General features: G+C 54.0%; 15 protein-coding genes. 14 read left to right on the top strand and 1 reads right to left on the bottom strand.

From position 1 onward, the window contains the following. Positions 1-142 precede the first annotated feature (142 nt). Positions 143-328 carry a helix-turn-helix domain-containing protein gene (locus tag ASU33_RS11865; protein ID WP_059071060.1) on the bottom strand — a complete coding sequence of 62 codons (186 nt, stop codon included), beginning with the start codon at positions 326-328 and terminating at the stop codon, positions 143-145. Between the two features lie 846 nt (positions 329-1,174). Between ASU33_RS11865 and ASU33_RS21275 the strand changes: the two genes are divergently transcribed. The 14 genes from ASU33_RS21275 (at position 1,175) to ASU33_RS11795 (ending at position 15,942) form a co-directional block, all read left to right on the top strand. Next, on the top strand, positions 1,175-1,627 hold the full coding sequence (locus ASU33_RS21275) for a hypothetical protein (RefSeq protein WP_149867182.1): 453 nt from the start codon (positions 1,175-1,177) through the stop codon (positions 1,625-1,627). 134 nt (positions 1,628-1,761) lie between these two features. Further along, entirely contained in the window at positions 1,762-2,226 is a 465-nt protein-coding gene (locus tag ASU33_RS11855) for a hypothetical protein (RefSeq protein ID WP_149867181.1), read from the top strand. A 23-nt stretch (positions 2,227-2,249) separates the two neighbouring features. After that, a complete protein-coding gene (gene terL, locus ASU33_RS11850) occupies positions 2,250-3,860 on the top strand; it encodes a phage terminase large subunit (RefSeq protein ID WP_059071057.1) in 1,611 nt (536 codons plus the stop codon). Positions 3,861-3,884: 24 nt separating this feature from the next. Then, the gene (locus ASU33_RS11845; RefSeq protein ID WP_059071056.1) at positions 3,885-4,703 is read left to right on the top strand and encodes a hypothetical protein; all 819 of its coding nucleotides are present in this window, start codon (positions 3,885-3,887) and stop codon (positions 4,701-4,703) included. 41 nt (positions 4,704-4,744) lie between these two features. Further along, positions 4,745-5,233, top strand: a complete 489-nt coding sequence (locus tag ASU33_RS11840; protein WP_059071055.1) for a hypothetical protein — start codon at positions 4,745-4,747, stop codon at positions 5,231-5,233. Between the two features lie 137 nt (positions 5,234-5,370). Beyond that, positions 5,371-5,805 (top strand): hypothetical protein, encoded by a 435-nt coding sequence (locus ASU33_RS11835; protein ID WP_149867180.1) that lies wholly within the window; start codon positions 5,371-5,373, stop codon positions 5,803-5,805. A gap of 77 nt (positions 5,806-5,882) precedes the next feature. Continuing rightward, a complete protein-coding gene (locus ASU33_RS11830; protein ID WP_059071053.1) occupies positions 5,883-7,004 on the top strand; it encodes a hypothetical protein in 1,122 nt (373 codons plus the stop codon). After that, positions 7,004-9,634 carry a hypothetical protein gene (locus ASU33_RS11825; protein ID WP_059071052.1) on the top strand — a complete coding sequence of 877 codons (2,631 nt, stop codon included), beginning with the start codon at positions 7,004-7,006 and terminating at the stop codon, positions 9,632-9,634. The genes ASU33_RS11830 and ASU33_RS11825 overlap by 1 nt, the downstream gene beginning before the upstream one ends. A 134-nt stretch (positions 9,635-9,768) precedes the next feature. Beyond that, the gene (locus ASU33_RS11820) at positions 9,769-12,495 is read left to right on the top strand and encodes a coiled-coil domain-containing protein (RefSeq protein WP_149867179.1); all 2,727 of its coding nucleotides are present in this window, start codon (positions 9,769-9,771) and stop codon (positions 12,493-12,495) included. 16 nt (positions 12,496-12,511) lie between these two features. After that, positions 12,512-13,150 carry an XkdF-like putative serine protease domain-containing protein gene (locus ASU33_RS11815; RefSeq protein WP_059071050.1) on the top strand — a complete coding sequence of 213 codons (639 nt, stop codon included), beginning with the start codon at positions 12,512-12,514 and terminating at the stop codon, positions 13,148-13,150. Continuing rightward, complete coding sequence (locus ASU33_RS11810; RefSeq protein WP_059071049.1) at positions 13,134-13,775, top strand: hypothetical protein; 642 nt, start codon at positions 13,134-13,136, stop codon at positions 13,773-13,775. Before ASU33_RS11815 ends, ASU33_RS11810 begins: the two co-directional genes overlap by 17 nt. A 117-nt stretch (positions 13,776-13,892) precedes the next feature. Then, a complete protein-coding gene (locus tag ASU33_RS11805; protein WP_059071048.1) occupies positions 13,893-14,426 on the top strand; it encodes a hypothetical protein in 534 nt (177 codons plus the stop codon). Between the two features lie 30 nt (positions 14,427-14,456). Further along, on the top strand, positions 14,457-15,302 hold the full coding sequence (locus ASU33_RS11800; RefSeq protein ID WP_059071047.1) for a hypothetical protein: 846 nt from the start codon (positions 14,457-14,459) through the stop codon (positions 15,300-15,302). Positions 15,303-15,387: 85 nt separating this feature from the next. Continuing rightward, positions 15,388-15,942: a hypothetical protein gene (locus ASU33_RS11795; RefSeq protein ID WP_149867178.1), complete on the top strand. Its 555-nt coding sequence runs from the start codon at positions 15,388-15,390 to the stop codon at positions 15,940-15,942. The last annotated feature ends 77 nt before the right edge of the window (positions 15,943-16,019 follow it).

Below are 16,019 nucleotides of genomic sequence, written 5' to 3'. Positions count from 1 at the left end.
AAAGAATTGTTCCTTTCCGTGCGCGTAATTCATTCGGGTTACCGCATCCCGTATTCTCTATATCCAGTTCCAATTCTGGATTCTGCGATTCTCCGCAGAACATTCAAGGCTCGTTCATTGTCGTCGTGGTTATCGTCACTGACTAGCGGAGTTCAACCGTTTGCCAGCTTCGGATGTAGTCAATTATTGTCTGGCGTTGCGCCTCGGTGAATCCGTATTCAATCCGGCTTTGCATCTTCTTCGTGAAGGTGGCGTTGCTGATGCCCAGGAGTTCCGCTAGGTGGTTTTGCTTCAGTCCGTGGGTGCTGATGAAGTCTTCGATTTTCATTGGTTCAGTATTATTTTCAGTAAGGCCGGATTCCCAGGCTTCTGACCAAACATACACTCCCTAGTTGGATTAGATAAGTTTATTTCCAAACTATTTTTTCGTGGTGTTCGGCGCCTGCCCTCGGGCTTCACTAGTAAATAGTGCCGGACATCGGTGAACGACGTGTTTTCCCTCACTTTTGAGAAAATAATTTTTCACCTGGGTACTGCACACCACCGAGTTCGACCATCAGCGAACATCAGATTGACGTTGTACTACACAGTATATCAATACGTTATCCACTGTCTTTGTCCAGGTGTACCATCGTAAGGGAATAGAAGAAGGAGAACATTCCCTTCCCTCCTACCTCCAGTCTATCCCAGGAATCAATACCAGTATGTAAGCTCTAGGTGTACCATCGCAAGGGAGTATATATATACTCTTCTATGCCTCTAGTATATCCCTTTCCTGCTACTTGTAGAATAATACTTAACTGCTGTCGGTATATGGGAGAATAGTAGCAGAAACTTATCGACAGAATCGGTTCTGGCATTAAACGGACGTATTTATATACACAACACGTATATGAATACTGAGAACAATACTAGTACCACCACCTACCTATCCCAGCAACAGGTCTATGACGTAATCACATCAAACCGAAAGGAAATCCAGAAGAAGGTCAAAGACGGAATCCAATACAAACTTCGTCATAACATCGGGCGCGAAGACCTTCAGGATTTGGTCAGCGAGGCAATTACCAACACCGTACTTCGCCACCACGACGGATTGATTCAATTCGAATCCGAAGCCAAGGTTATCGGGTACATCCTCTTCGCCTGCTGGTGTAACTACCGAACCCAGGGAATGAAGAACGTCAGTGCCGAATACAAGCGGAACCGGGACTGGAAGAAAGTTCAGCACGAAGAAGACTGGTTACGGGAAGGCGCCCAAATGCTGACGTTTGACACCTACTTCGAAATCCGTACCTCGGTGGTGAGCCTGGATAACCTGGAAGACGCCGATACCCACCCAGCATTCGCAGCCCAGGAACCTCGGGATGAAACCGACCAGGATTTGACCGACGCTTACTATTCGGAATTATACCAGAAACTTTTCAACTACCTGGACGACTGCGTTCAGGATAACATCTTCAAACTGGAGGAAGTAAACCTGTACAAAACCTACGTACTGGATAACCTCACAATGAAGCAACTGGTAGCCCAGTCGGAGTTCAAACAAACCTTCGTCTATACGGCCATTAAGCGCATCAAAACCCACCTGAAAACGGTGGATTGGAACCTTCGACCCCGAGAATAATACCGGAATTACTACTAGCAACGACCAGCCCTGAACCCGCTGGTCGTTTGCGTTTCACCCTGGGTAACGCCGCCTCTTATTTACTAGTGATAGATACCCTTATGGATACAAACAACCCGAACCTTCCGGCTCCAATGAAAGGAGCCAAAGGACTCCAGGTCATCAATTCGATGTCCAAAACCGAGTTGAAGGAAAAGCGCCGCGAATACATCGAGTTCACCCGGACAATGATTGGTCGTGGCTTCACCTATACGCAGATGGTTGACGCCATCCGTCAGAAGTATGGGGTGGCCGTACGTCAGGCGAAGAACTACGTGAAGGAAACCAAAGACCAGATTCGAAAGGAACTCGGTGAAGAACAGGAGAAAGACCGTGCGGACGTCGTGACGAAGCTCTGGCAGCTCTACCGTGACCTATACGCCAGCAATCAATTGAAAGAAGCTGCGAAGGTTCTTGACCAGTACATCAAACTCAAGGGTATGGAGGCGCCGAAGACGATGGCAATTATGCAGAAAACCGAGGTTACCCACGATTACAGCCACCTCAGTCCGGAAGAAATCCTGGAATTGACGACGAAGCTATCCAACCCCAATAAATAATACTGATTACTAGTGCTTAATACGTGTCTGACATAACTGAAAACCTATCGAACGAACCCCAGGTAGTCGAACAACACAAACCCAAAAACAAAGGTGGGCGCCCCCGGAAGGTGAAACCCCAGGTAAACCCGCTAGCGGAAGACCCTGACCTGTTGTTGAACCTTCAGCGGGTACTATACCGGAAGTCGTATTGGGAGTTCTTCAAGGCTGCGTTTTCCTACGCCGAAGGCCAGAACTTCCAGGAAGGCGCGTGGTACCAGAGGTTTCTATGTGATGAACTCCAGGAAGTCGGTTTAAAACTAGCTCAGGGTTTACCCCGTGACCGACACCTGATTGTCAACATCCCGCCTCGTTCGGCCAAAAGCTACATCTTCTCGGTCTTCTTCCCGGTCTGGTTGTGGCTGCACAACCCCAGCCTTCGCATCCTGACGGTTACCCACACCGAAGGGTTGGCCGCTGATTTGGTGTCGTACTCCGCGAACATCATCAAATCCGGGTGGTTCCAGCGCCTTTACGGTCAGGAATTCAAACTGACCACCCACAATTACGCCGAAATCGGCAACGACAAAGGTGGGTTCCGGAAGGCGTTCGGGGTGAACTCGGATTCCATCACGGGTAACAATGCTGACCTGGTGTTGTGCGACGACCTGATGTCGAGCAAAATGGCGGACAGCAACGCCAAACGGGAAGAAGCCATCCAGCAATTCCAGAAGGCCATCTACACGCGCCTGGACAACAAACAGGTGGGTGTCATCATCAATATCCAGCAGCGCCTTCACGTCCAGGATATGACGGGTTTCCTACTGGAGAAGCAACCCCAACGGTGGCGCCTGATTAAGCTTCCTAGTGAAGCCAAGTCGGAACACGACGTCAGCCCCCGTGACTGGTTCCAGTATTACGACCTAGACGACAGCCGAGACGACGGAACTCGCCTGATTTGGGATTCCCCAGGCCGCTTCAGCCGTGACGACCTGGACGAACAGAAGGAAATGATGGGTAGTCGGGTGTACGCCCAGCAGCACCTTCAGACACCCAGGGATACCGAGGGTGGAATGTTCAAAGCGGACTGGATGCGTCCGAACATCATCACCCAAGGCGAATTCGAAGCCAAGGTCAACGGACGCGGCCTGGAGTGGCAATTGTTTGTTGACGGCGCCGAAACCGCGAATCCAAAGAATGACGCCACCTGCTATTTGCTGTGCGCCCGCCTGGACAATCAGTTGTTCGTGAAGGATGTTCGCTGGGTTCGGAAGGAACCCGCTGACCTGGTTCGTGACCTGGTTACCTACCTGCGCAGCTACGACCTGACCACGACGCCGATTCGCCGCTGTTTCATCGAGAAGAAATCCGTGGGTTCGTCCCTGCTGTCGCTAGTGAAGGCCCAGGACGTGAATACTCCGGTACTGCCGTTAGACCCAGCAGGCGTCAGCAAAGCAGGCCGCGCCCTGAAGGCCGTTCCGTTCGTGGAAGGTGGCCGTCTTTGGCTGCTGAAAGGCGCCTGGAACGATGAATTTATTGACGAGGTAACCGCCTTCACCGATGGTACCGGCAAAGGCCACGACGACGCGCTGGACGCCCTGGTGTACGCCATCCTGAACGCCCGTCAGTCCAGCTTCTACTACGCCGTGGTGTAGCCCCAATTCTTATTTACCGATACAATGCAGAAGATACCCGTCACCCTCAATACCGATACCCGCTACCTGCCGACCTGCTGGGAAGAAGTCACGTTCGACCAATTCCTGAACATTGCCCGTCTGGACGCTGAAGAAGGTCTGTCGGGTACCGATAAGGCAACCCGGATTGTTTCCATCCTGACCGGTTACCCCGTGGAACTGCTGGAGGAAGCTGGGTTCGGGGTGGTGATTCCGTTGTTCAGCCACCTGGAGTTCCTGAAAACGGCGCCGGAATTGATTCCAACCGACTCGGTAACCATCCTGGGTACCGAATACTACGCCCGTCCGATTGAAACGATGGGTGAATTGGCCGCTTTCGACAAGATAACCACGGCCTTTCCGGACGATGTAAACGCCCAGATGCCCTATCTGATGGCGCTGTTGCTGCGGAAGAAGCGGAAAACGGCTGAAAAACAGGATAACATCGGCTGGTTTGGGCGCCTGCTGGGACGCAAAACCGAGGTTACCCAAGCCGAAGACGTGTACGAGCAGGCCGAAAACAGTATGGATTGGATTGAATCCAGGGCCAAACTCTTCCGTCAGCACCTCAATCCCTGCCAAGTGAAGGCCCTGGAAGGTTTTTTTTTGGACAAATCGGAAGCATTCAAACTAGTTACCCAGCATTATTCCAAGCTAACCCGCATTCAACCGCTGCTGAACGGACTTTCGGACAGCATATCGGCGCAACGTACGGCTGGATGGCGTCCCTCTACGATTTGGAACCGGATGTTCTCAAACATCCTGCGTTGTTATCTGCGCCTATTGCAGATGTCCTTACGGTACTCCAGTACCGGAAAGAAGTAAACGACTTCCGCCGTGAGCAATACGAAAAGACTAAATAATTAATGACTGAACATTACGCCCAGCGGAAGGCAACGCTGAAGAAACTATACGATACCCTGGGTGACGTTTGCCGTCGTCACCTCAGTATTGCCAGCTACGATACGGGTGAACTCCAGACCTTCGGTGACTCGGGTTCCAGCTACGAATTCCCGTTGGCATACCTGGAAACCATCACCGACATCCAGCAGGGCGAACGGAAACGTTCGAAGACCTATTCCGTGGCCTTGAACATCCTGGACAGAGAACCCCAGGAAGGCGCCCGTTCTGAGTCGGTGAACATTGCTGACCGGCTGGAACAAACCTTCTTCGAAATCCTGAACTACCTCGAACGGGTGGAAGTCTTCGGTGAAGCCAACATCGGCCCCGCCTCGGTACTAGTGTTCAACGATACCCAGGATTCCCGTCTGAAGCGCCTACGCGGTGAATTCACAATAGAAGTGGAAGCCCAGGATACGCCCCTAGAAGACCTGAAGAAGATTTTCGGTAGCTAATGAAAAAGAAGTCTATACCCCAGATTATCCGGTCTATCCAACGGGGTTCGGGTTCCGGCAACGTCTTCACCAGCAAACAGGTCAAACCCTACCTGGACAGAGAACTTCAGGAGGTAGCGGACGCCATCAAGGAATTTATGTTCGCGGAACTGGAGCTGAGCGGACGCCACAACATCCGTCGTGACCAGTCGGGTTTGTGGCACAACACGAAGGTTACAATGACGACGGACGGTGGCCTGATTCAATTGCCCGAGTACGGCGAAGCCCTGGACGCCGGACGTCAGCCCGGAACGAAGATGGTACCGCTGGATATGCTGATTGCCTGGGTAAAGCGGTACCGCATCCTGGGGCGCGTGAAGCGAACGGGCGTGTTCCGCAAAGCCAGCGCCGAATCGGTGAACTCCGCTGCCGTGGCTATCCAACGCAGCATTTACCGCAACGGCATCAAGGCCCGGCCCTTCATCGAAGCCACCCTGGACTTCCAACAGCTACTCATTGCCGAGGTGGTTGACCAAATAATGATTCCAGAAATCGTCAGCGTTCTGGAAGTAACCTTCTCTGATAAAAATTAACCCCGATGGCAGTAGCTACCCCTATCACCTATTCCGTAACCGAATCACCGTCCTTTATACAATCCGTGGGTAACCCGATGACGGTTCGTGTTACCAAAGACCCGTATTCCATCGGCCAACTGTTCTTCGTGGAAATCTGGACACTTCCAACGAAGAACATCCAGCTTTCCGGAACTCCCAAAACCGGTGCTACCCTACTCCGCACCCTGACCAAGAACGGCCCCGGTGATGGAACGTGTTCGTTCGATTTGAGTAGCGCCCTCCAGACGCAGTTCCGTCACGATACCCAGCGGGTACCGAACCCGTTACTAGTGTACCAAAAGGACGAAACGGCCTACGTGGCGTACTACTTCCGGACGGGTTACATCACCTACAACACCCAGAATCAGCAGGTCAAAAACTACCGTCACGAATCACCCGTGAAGGTGGCCGTACGTGCGGCCCTGCCGTTGGATGAATCCGGTGATATGCTGGGCTACGTGTACCAGTTCGACGGCGAACCCGTGAACTTCCTCACCAATATGCCCGATGGTATCCAACGGCGCCGCAACGAAGACACCCTGTTGGCCTTCTTCCTGGCTACGAACCCGGATAGCAGCAACGTCCAGATTCACGTCAAAGCAGACCTTCAGTTCAAGTCCGCAGCCCCGGAACAGGGCTACACTCTCCATACCGAGGAAATCACGTCTGGAGGTCTGTATTTGATTAACGTAAAGCCCGAACGGCTGGTAGCCCACATCAATTACAGCCACATCACTAGTTATTCGGTTTACCTCGACTACGAAGACGAAGAACAGGGAACCATCCGTCTGAGCAACCAGCAGGAATTCCAGGTAGCGGAGGAAATCCCCCTCCCGATTCCGGTGCTGTTTATGAACCGGAAGGGTGGCTGGGACTCCATCCAATTCCGCCGTGACACCGATACCGAGGTGAAGACGAAGGTGAACACCTTCAGCAGCGTCAGCAACACCCGCGCCTACCAAATCAACAGCCAGAAGTCGGTGACCTACTACAGCCAGTGGTTGACCCAGGCCGAACTTCGGTGGCTGGACGATTTGAAGCACTCCCCAGCCATCTACATCGGTGGCAAATACCAGCGGCCCCAGGACGACACCTTCAAAATCGATTCCAGCCTGGGCCTGAGCGTCATCAACCTTACGGTGTCGCCTGCCGTGGAAGAAAATAGTATCAACCTGTAATGAACCGTATCGAACTATACATCAACGGCCAATTAGCTGACCTGAACGAGGACGTAGCTATCCAACTGGATAAAGTCGTGAGCGAATACCGTGACCCGTTGAAAAAGACGGGCACGTTCAGCCTGCCGTTAGTGCTGCCGTACAACCAGAAGAACATCGGCATCTTCCAGGGCGAAAACGACAAACAAATCCTGGGCAAATTTCGCCGCAGCTACGCGGCCCAGTTGATTGTCGATGACCAATTGGTTGTCGATGGTACCTTCCTTCACCTGAAGAACTCCGGCAAGGGTTTCGAAGGTGCTGTTGGGGAAGCCCGCATCACGAACCCGAAGCTCGGTGACATCCTCCAGGATAAGAAACTGACCGACATCAAGTCATTCACGCGCCTGGATTTCTCCGGCAATCAGTCGGTGATGGACTCCTGGACGAACACCGTGGCCTTCCCGGACTCCGAGGTTTGTTACCCAACGGTGTTAAACAGCTTCTATCAGCTCAAACACGGTCAGCTAGGCATCAGCTACGAAGACCTAGGCATTAGCCACTATGTAGGCGCCGTACTGAAGAACATCTTCGCGGATGCCGGATATACCCTGGCTGGTGACATCCTCCAGAACGGTACCTTCCGGAAGCTGGTGATGTTGTATTCCAGCAGCCAGCCCCAGGCGTGGAACTACGGCAAGTTAGCCCCGTTGGGCGCCGATACCCCTCCGCTGTGGTTGGGTGGCGGCTACCAGAGTTCGATTCTGAAGCGGATTGACCGTCAGAACGACTACGTGTACGTGATGGTGTACCCCTGGACGCCGTTCGAAGGCGACCTGTGTAATTCCCTCGGTGGGGATGGCGTCTATACCGCGAAGTTCACCGGTATGTACTCCTTCCGCCTACGGGCTGAACACGTTATTTCCCGCACCAACGGAACGGTGTTGACCAGCCCAGCCTTCACGGCCTTCCGCTGCATCACCGACGCGGAAACCATCCCCGAGGATATGTTACCTGCGTCGTCATCGTTCGCAACGCCCCAACTGGAGTTCCTGGATATGGATACCCTGGGAGTCGGTGACGGAACCTTCTCGTTCACGGCCCGCCTGGAGGAAGGGAAACAGTACCAGATTCAGCGGTACTTCTCGGTAGATAAAGCCACCCACGACGCCGCGCCGGTCTTCACCTACAACCCGGCCACCGGAGGTTTCCGGATTTCTACCGTAGATGGGCCGCTACTAGTAAACCCGGCGCTGTTCCTGCCGGATATGAACCAGGCTGAATTCGTCCAGGCTGTCTTCAAAATCTTCAACCTCTTCTACCAACTGAACGAGGAAGAAAAGACGGTAACCCTGCTGACTCGGGACGACTTCATTCAGGAATCGCTTCAGGAAATCGTTGATATGACGCCCTACCTGGACGTGAACCAGACGGACGACCTTCCGCTGACGGAAGCGGAAATCGGGCAAACCTACCTGAGTTACCTTCCGGATGACAACGACCACATCCTGAAGAACACCGACTACCTGGAGAAGGTGAACGGACTCCAACCGGAGGAAACCACCCAGCTTCCGTTCGCGCCGCTGCCGTTCGTGCGGGTTACGTACAGCGGGCAAACCAGTGGAGGTACCACGTTCACGGGTGAAGATTTGCTTCCGGCCATCCTTCCGGCTCAGGATTCCGAAGACCTGTCGGTGTTGAACGACATCGATAACTTCACCCAACCCGGAAGCTGGGTTCCGCGCCTGCTGTTGTACCACGGCAATACCTGGCTACGCCCGGAACTGGGCCTAGGTACGGGTTTCGGTCGCTTCACGCCCGCTAGCGGCAACGTGATGGGTGGTTATACCCCAGGAACTTACGAATTCACGGGCCTGCCTCCGAAGGTTAGCTTCTTCGATGTCAACAACCAGCCCAGTTACCGCCTGACCGAGAATACCACCCTCCGCAGCTACGACCTGGAGGAAGCCACGGGCGCCACCATCTACAGCAGCGGAGGCGACGGGGTAATCCTTCGGGATGTTGCCCGCCTTCCGGAACTCGACACCGTATCGTTGGCCCCCAATGTGGAAAGTTCGGAGAACCCGAAGGGTATCTTCTACCTGCTGTACTCGAATGACCTGCTGATAGGCAACCTATCGAACTACGTGCAGGGTGTCAGCCGAATGAATCCGGATTTGTTCACCCACCTGACCGGACGACAATTGCTGCGCCTCGAATCGGATTTGTACCTGTTGGAATCCATCCGGAATTACGACCTGAGAAAGGAATACGCCACGGTGAAACTGTACAAGTTCGTTAGTCACGATACCCAAACCGGGTTGCCATCGATACCGGTCACTAGTGGAGGTACGACAACGCCCCCACCGACCTCGGGTGGAACGGGTAACCCACCGACCTCGGGTGGCACCGGCAACCCACCGACCTCGGGTGGTACGGGTGATAACGGTGGTGGAACTCCCCAAACCTGGACGTCAACCCAGACAGCGTACGCCTACTGCCCGGATGGCTACATCGGCGCCGGTACCGAAGCTACGGCCACGTACACGTCCAGCGTTAGCCAACAGGACGCCGATGACGTTGCCTATCAAATGGCGTTGGACGATGCGACGTCCCAGCTATCCTGTATCCGTGACCCGGACGCGCCGTAATCCGGCCCTCGGAATCGATTCTTATTTACTGGTACCTGGCTAACCCTGGGTACCAGTAATTATTTATGGCTAATAGCAGAGTATTCAATTTAACTATCAACGGTGTCCAGACTGCGATAACGAACATTTCCCAGTTGGAATCGACGGTTCAGCAGCTTGAACAGCAGTTGAATCAGGCCCAATTCGGTTCCCAGCAGTTCACCCAACTGTCCCAGAACCTTCAGCAGGCCCGTCGTGCGTTGGCCCAGGTACAACAGCAGACGCAAGCGACCTCGGCTGGTGCAAATCAGGCCGGTCAGAATGCGCAACAGATGGGTTCCCAGTTCCAGGATGCCTTCAACATTGCGTCCCTGGCTGCGGGTAACACCGGTCAGGCATTGCAAAGCCTCCAGGGTGGATTCCAATCGGTTCAGGGTGGCATCGGCACCGTCGTCAAAGGCTTCAGTACCCTGAAAGGTGCTATAGCCAGTACGGGTATCGGGTTGCTGTTGCTAGCGTTCGGCGCCCTGGTCACCTACTTCACCCGCAGTCAGGAAGCGATGAACTTCCTAGACCGCAAAACGAAGGCGCTCCAGGCTGTATTCAACCTCCTGAGCCAGCAGGTAGCCAAGGTCGGGAAGTTCCTTTTCGAAGCCTTCCAGAATCCGAAGAAGACGCTGACCGAGTTGGTTGACGCCATCCAAACCAACCTGATGAACCGGCTGAAGTCGTTCGCCGTGGTACTGGAGGGTATCCGTGATATGGATTTCGAAAAGGTTACCAACGGGGTTATCCAGTTCGGTACCGGCATCGAAAACGCTTCTCAGAAGGCGCGTAACCTTTCAGCCAACCTCCAGCAGTTCGGCAAAGATGCCGCCGCCGCTGCCAAGGAAGCGGAACGTCTGGCCCTGAGCAACCAGCAGATTTCCGCCCAGGAACGCGCCCTGAACGTGGAACGCGCCAACAGCCGCGCCCGCATCGAAGCCCTGAAGAAGGCCAGTGAGGACGTTACGAAGTCGTTTACGGCCCGCATCGAAGCCAGCAAGCAAGCAGCCGCCATCGAAGACGCGCTGATTCAGAAACAACTTCGGTTGACCGACCAGAAGATTCAGAACCTCCAGGCCGAACACAAACTGAAGGGTGACATCACTAGCGCCGATAAGGATGCCCTGGCTGAACTCCAGGTTCAACGCGCCGAAGTGCTTCAGGAATCCCTAGGACTCCAGACCGAGCTTCAGAACACGTTGAACGGCCTGCGTCAGGAGCAAAAGGACAAAGACAAAACCGCTGCCGACGAACGGAAAGCCGCTGCCGATAAGGCCGTGGAAGAAAACAAAGCCCGCCTGGAGAAGGAAGCCGCAGACGCCTCGGCTGCTACGGCCCTGAAGTTCGCCAACCAGAAAGCCGCCCTGGAACGAGAATTGGCCCTGGCTGAAGAAGGTTCGACTGAACAACTGCGACTCCGGAAGCAATTGGCCGAACTGGAGACGGAAACCCAGCTAGCCAGCATCACCGAGAAGTACGAAAAGGCTGGGCCGAAGGAAAAGGACGCCCTGGTTCAGCAGGTTAAAGAAGTTCAGGCCGCTGGTAACGCTGCCCAGCAGAAGATTGAAGCCGACTTCCAACGGGAACGAACCCTGAAGGCTGCCCAGAACGAAGCCGATTTGGCCCAGGTGAAGGTTCTGGGACTCCGGGAAGGCACCAAAGAGTATTTCCAGGCTCTCCTAGAACAAGTCAACGCCGAAGAACGTCTCGCCTTGGCTCAGTTGAAGGATACCAAGGAAAACGAAGCCCAACGGACGAAAATCGTGGCCGAAGCCGCGAAGCAACGTCGGGAAATCGTGACGCAAATCGCCACGGCGCCTACGGCTGACCTCGGTGACTCCATTCTGAAGAAACTGTTTGGTGTCAGCGATGACGACCTGGATGAAGTCAAGGCGAAAGTGAACGAAGCTGCGGACGCCGCGATGAACACGACGCTGGAACTCCTGACGATGGCTGGTCAGGCCCGGATGGAAGCCCTACAGGCCCAGATGGAGGAAGCGGATTCCATCTTGGGCGCTGCGAAAGATGCTGCCGACGCCCTGGATGCCCAGTTGGAAGATTCCCAATCCAGAATCGATTCCCTGGAAGACCAGTTGTTGAACGCGAAAGGCGCCCAGCGTGAACGCATCATCAAACAACTGGAGGTAGAACGTCAGCGGAACGCCGCTATAGCTGCCGATAAGCAGAAAGAAGATGCCCGCGCAAAGCAAGCGGAGAAGGAAAAGATTGCCCTTCAGCAGCAACAGCAGAAGGAACAGGAGAAGATGAACCGTCTGGCCCTGGCCGCTGCTAGCATCGATAAGGCTGTCACGGCTGGTCTGGCTATCCAGGCTGCGGTGAAGGCCACGGTAGGCGCCAACAGCATCCCCTTCCCTGGTAACCTCGCCGCTATCGTGGTGGCCTTGGCTGCTACGGCCTCCGCTATTGCCTCTGCGAAACAGTTAGCCAACGGGTTCGATGAAGGTGGTTTCACCGGTTCGGGCTTCGGAACTCCGGACGACAGCGGGTTCCGGGTGGCTGGGGTGGTTCACGAAAACGAATGGGTGGCGCCGAAATGGATGGTAACCAGCCCGAAGTTCAGTTCTACGATTGCTCAATTGGAGGTTGCCCGTCAAAACGGCGGCACCGGTTACGCCCAGGGTGGTTACGCCCAGGTAGCGGTTCCGACGCCTCAGCAGGGCGTTGATATGACCGTCCTGGTAGCGATGCAACAGAACATCCAGACGCTACAGCAGCAGACCGCCGCAGCCCTCCAGAAACCTATCACGGTTCGTCCCTCGGACATCGTGACCTACGAAGCTGACCGCACCCGCATCAGCGACCATTATTTGAATTAACCCTATCCAATACCTTATGAAACTCCCTGTATTCCAACTTCAGGTTGACGAATTCGATGATAACACCGGAATGTTCCTGATTTCAATGGTTGACCGTCCTGCGATGCAAGTCCAGGCGGTTAAACTCTCGGAGTCGGAACCCCAGGAAGTAACCCTGAAGGCCACCGACCAGATGAAGCGGTACCTAACGTCAGCTGTAATCATTCCCGATAAGCTGATATACCGCAACGATGACCAGCAGGGCGAACATTACATCCAGTTCACTAGTGACGACATTGAGAAAATCCGGAACAAGTTCTTCCAGCAGACGGGCAACCTGCGCCTGAGCAACAAGAACCACGACCAGTCGGATACCGTCCAGGCCCAGTTGATTGAATCCTGGATAATCGAAGACCCAAAGGTTGACAAAGCTGCGGCCCTAGGCTTCCACCTGCCCAAAGGGACGATGATGGCTACGTACAAAATCTTGGACGAAACCTTCTGGGAATCCGAGGTGATGACCGGCAACGTGACCGGCTTCAGCCTGGAAGGCCGTTTCCGCGAATCCCAGGTGAAAATGTCCGAGGCAACCCCGAAGGAAATCGACTGGAGTTCCATCGAAGACGACATCAACGCCATCCTGAACGAGCTGCGCACCGATGGCAAACTGGATTAAGGTGCTGCTGATTGCCGTGGTGGCGCTGCTGGTTGTCACCTGCCACCGAGCCAAGGAACTCCAGTCAGAGGTTACGCGCAACGAGCGCCTGACCGCTGCCCTCCAGGATACCCTTCATACCTACCGTGATAAGCTGGGGCGTGAAGTCGTGGAAAAGAAGGCACTGGAAGCGACCCTTTGGGAAGTAGGCAACAATTACCGCCTGTTGTCCGGAAATCAGAAGGCCCTAGTCCAGGACGTCAAGGCGCTGCCCAGAAAGGAGCGTAAACGCCTGCTGACAGCCTCCAGCATTGAGCAGACAACGAAGGTCATCGAACACGTCAGCGTTCAACCTGGAGCCTCTGAGACGCATACCTGGGCCTACGCCTCGGATACCCTGAGTTACCGCATCCGAACCCAGGGTGACACCCTCCGAATCGATTCGCTGAACATTCCGAATCGATTGCTAGTGACGCATCACCGGGAATCCGATGGGAGTATCCGAATTACGGCCCGCAACACGAACCCAATGGTTCAGAACGCTGACGTAGATGCGCTGATACCTCCCGAGAAGAAACCCTGGAAAGGATGGAAATGGATAACCCTAGGTATCGGAATCGTTATCGGCGCCGCTGCCACTAGGTAACACCGGAATCAATTCTGAATCAAACCCCAGTCGTGAATTCGGCTGGGGTTTTTTCGTCTGCGAAAAAGTTCGGCACCGGTCTTATTTACTCTTGACTATTAATCTTATCGCTACCGAATGAAAGACAAAGGAACCGGAACGTTGGCTAAACTCTCGGCCATTGCAAAGGAAATCCTTCGGCTTTCGGAAAAGGAAGTAACCCTATCAGATTATCAAACCAAAGAAGGTTCGGTCATCAGCGTGAACGACGATACTCTGGAAGTCCAGGGTGAAATCGCTGACGGTCAATACGAACTGGAAGACGGTCGAATCCTGGTAATCACCGAAGGCAAGCTGGAAACCATCCAGGACGCCCCTGAGGCGCCCCAGGAAGAGGAACAAGCTGCTGAGGATACCCCTACCGAACCCGAAGTAACCCCTGAGGATGAATCGAAACTGGACGAACTCCAGACCCAAATCGATGAACTCAAAAAGCAGATTGAAACGCTGCTGAACGGTAACGCCGAATTGAGCAAGGCGAACACCGAATTGACTACCAAACTGGCCGAAATCGAATCGAAGCCAGCCGATAAGAAAGTGATTCTATCTGCCCAAACGGGCGCCGTGAAAACCCCGGCACAACTAGCCTGGGAACGCTATCAGAACCGCTAATAACGCTACTGAATCCCCTCTAAACTCTATATGAACTATACCCCTCAGACCTGGGAAAACAATACCCTCGGCCCTATCTTCAGCGAAATGCTGTACGCCAACGATACGGTTGCGAAATCGTTGGTTCGTGTACTTGAAAACATCAAGCACAAACAAACGGTAACGACCCTCGGCGGTGACCTGACCGACCAGCCGTACGCCGTAAATCCGGTATCCGCTGGTAACCTGAACTTCGCTGACGCGGTGATTGAACCCGAGGTTCGTCAAGTCGTTCACAAGTTCGATATGTTCGCGCTGCGCGGTACCCGTTTCGGTGCTGATATGAAGTCCGGCGCTGCCCAGATGGAATCGAGTGAGTTCCTGAAGGCCGTTCTGGAATTCGCCATCCCGAAAGTTGGCAAAGCCATCGAACGCCGCTTCTGGACGTCGCTGGTTGCCAAGCTGGAAGCCGCTGCTAGCGAAATCGGTGTAGCTGGTGTAGCCTTGACCGCCTCGAACATCGTGGCTGAATTCGAAAAGATTTACAGCGCAATGCCGGGTGAAACCCTGAGCGAAGCCAAAATCTACGCCCCAGAGAACGCGAAGCAGCTTATCAAGGTGGCAAACCTGAAGCAGACTTACCGCGACATCTTCAGCGTATCGGCTGACAAGGTGGAATACCTCGGTGTACCGGTGGAATTCGTTCCGCTCCCTGCTAACACGATTGTAGCTGGTCGTTCGACAGACCTTATCCTGGGTACCGACTTGGCTGCTGACTTCGCTAAGCTTGAAGTTGGCAAGGTGGATAACATCGGTGACGAAATGTTCCTGAAGGCTACTTACTCCCTGGGCGCCGCTGTATGCGTTCCGAACCAGAAGGTTCTCTACAAAGCCTAATTAATCCTAGTGATGAATGGAATGGGGTGGGTGGTTTCCGCCTACCCCATTTTTCATAACAAGCTGATTTATATCGATATAAACTATGCCCGCAACTCCTTTCCTTACCGCTGCATTCGGTAACCCTGCCACCCAGAAATATACCACGGGTGGTATTTCTGAACTATACCTGATTCCCCGTCATCACCTGGATTCCACTACCGACGTTCTGGACGCCCGTGGTAACGTCGTGGCCGTTTCGGGTATGAGCGTAGAAGCCACCACGAAGTTCGTCCAAATCGGTTTCGTGGAAGGTACCGCTAGCTACGAAGACGTGTTCACTACCGGCGCCAACAAGTTTATGACCCAAACCCTGAAGTTCTCCGTGAACGAAGGTGGTCAGACGGCTGGTGAAGTAGCCAACCAAATTATCCTGACTCCGAAACACGCGGCCCTGGTGAAGCGCAAGTCGGACGGCAAATACTACCTGTTGGGCCTGACCGATGGTCTGGCTGCTACGGAATCGACTCAGAATTCCGGTGCTGCAAAGGAAGACGCCGCTACCGCTTCGTTTACCCTGACGGGTTCGAACCACGGCCACGCCGTTGAAGTGATTATGGATAACACGGCGCTGTCTGCGCTGTTGACCCGAATCGCGTAACCGATTCAATCCTGAACGAAAGGTATCCATCCTCACGGGTGGGTACCTTTTTTCGTTACGGCGCCACCTAGGCGAAC

It is taken from the genome of Solirubrum puertoriconensis (assembly GCF_001483135.1).
Taxonomy (GTDB): domain Bacteria; phylum Bacteroidota; class Bacteroidia; order Cytophagales; family Hymenobacteraceae; genus Solirubrum; species Solirubrum puertoriconensis.
Note: the sequence above shows the minus strand (reverse complement) of the source record. Positions and strands in the feature narration are given on the sequence as shown.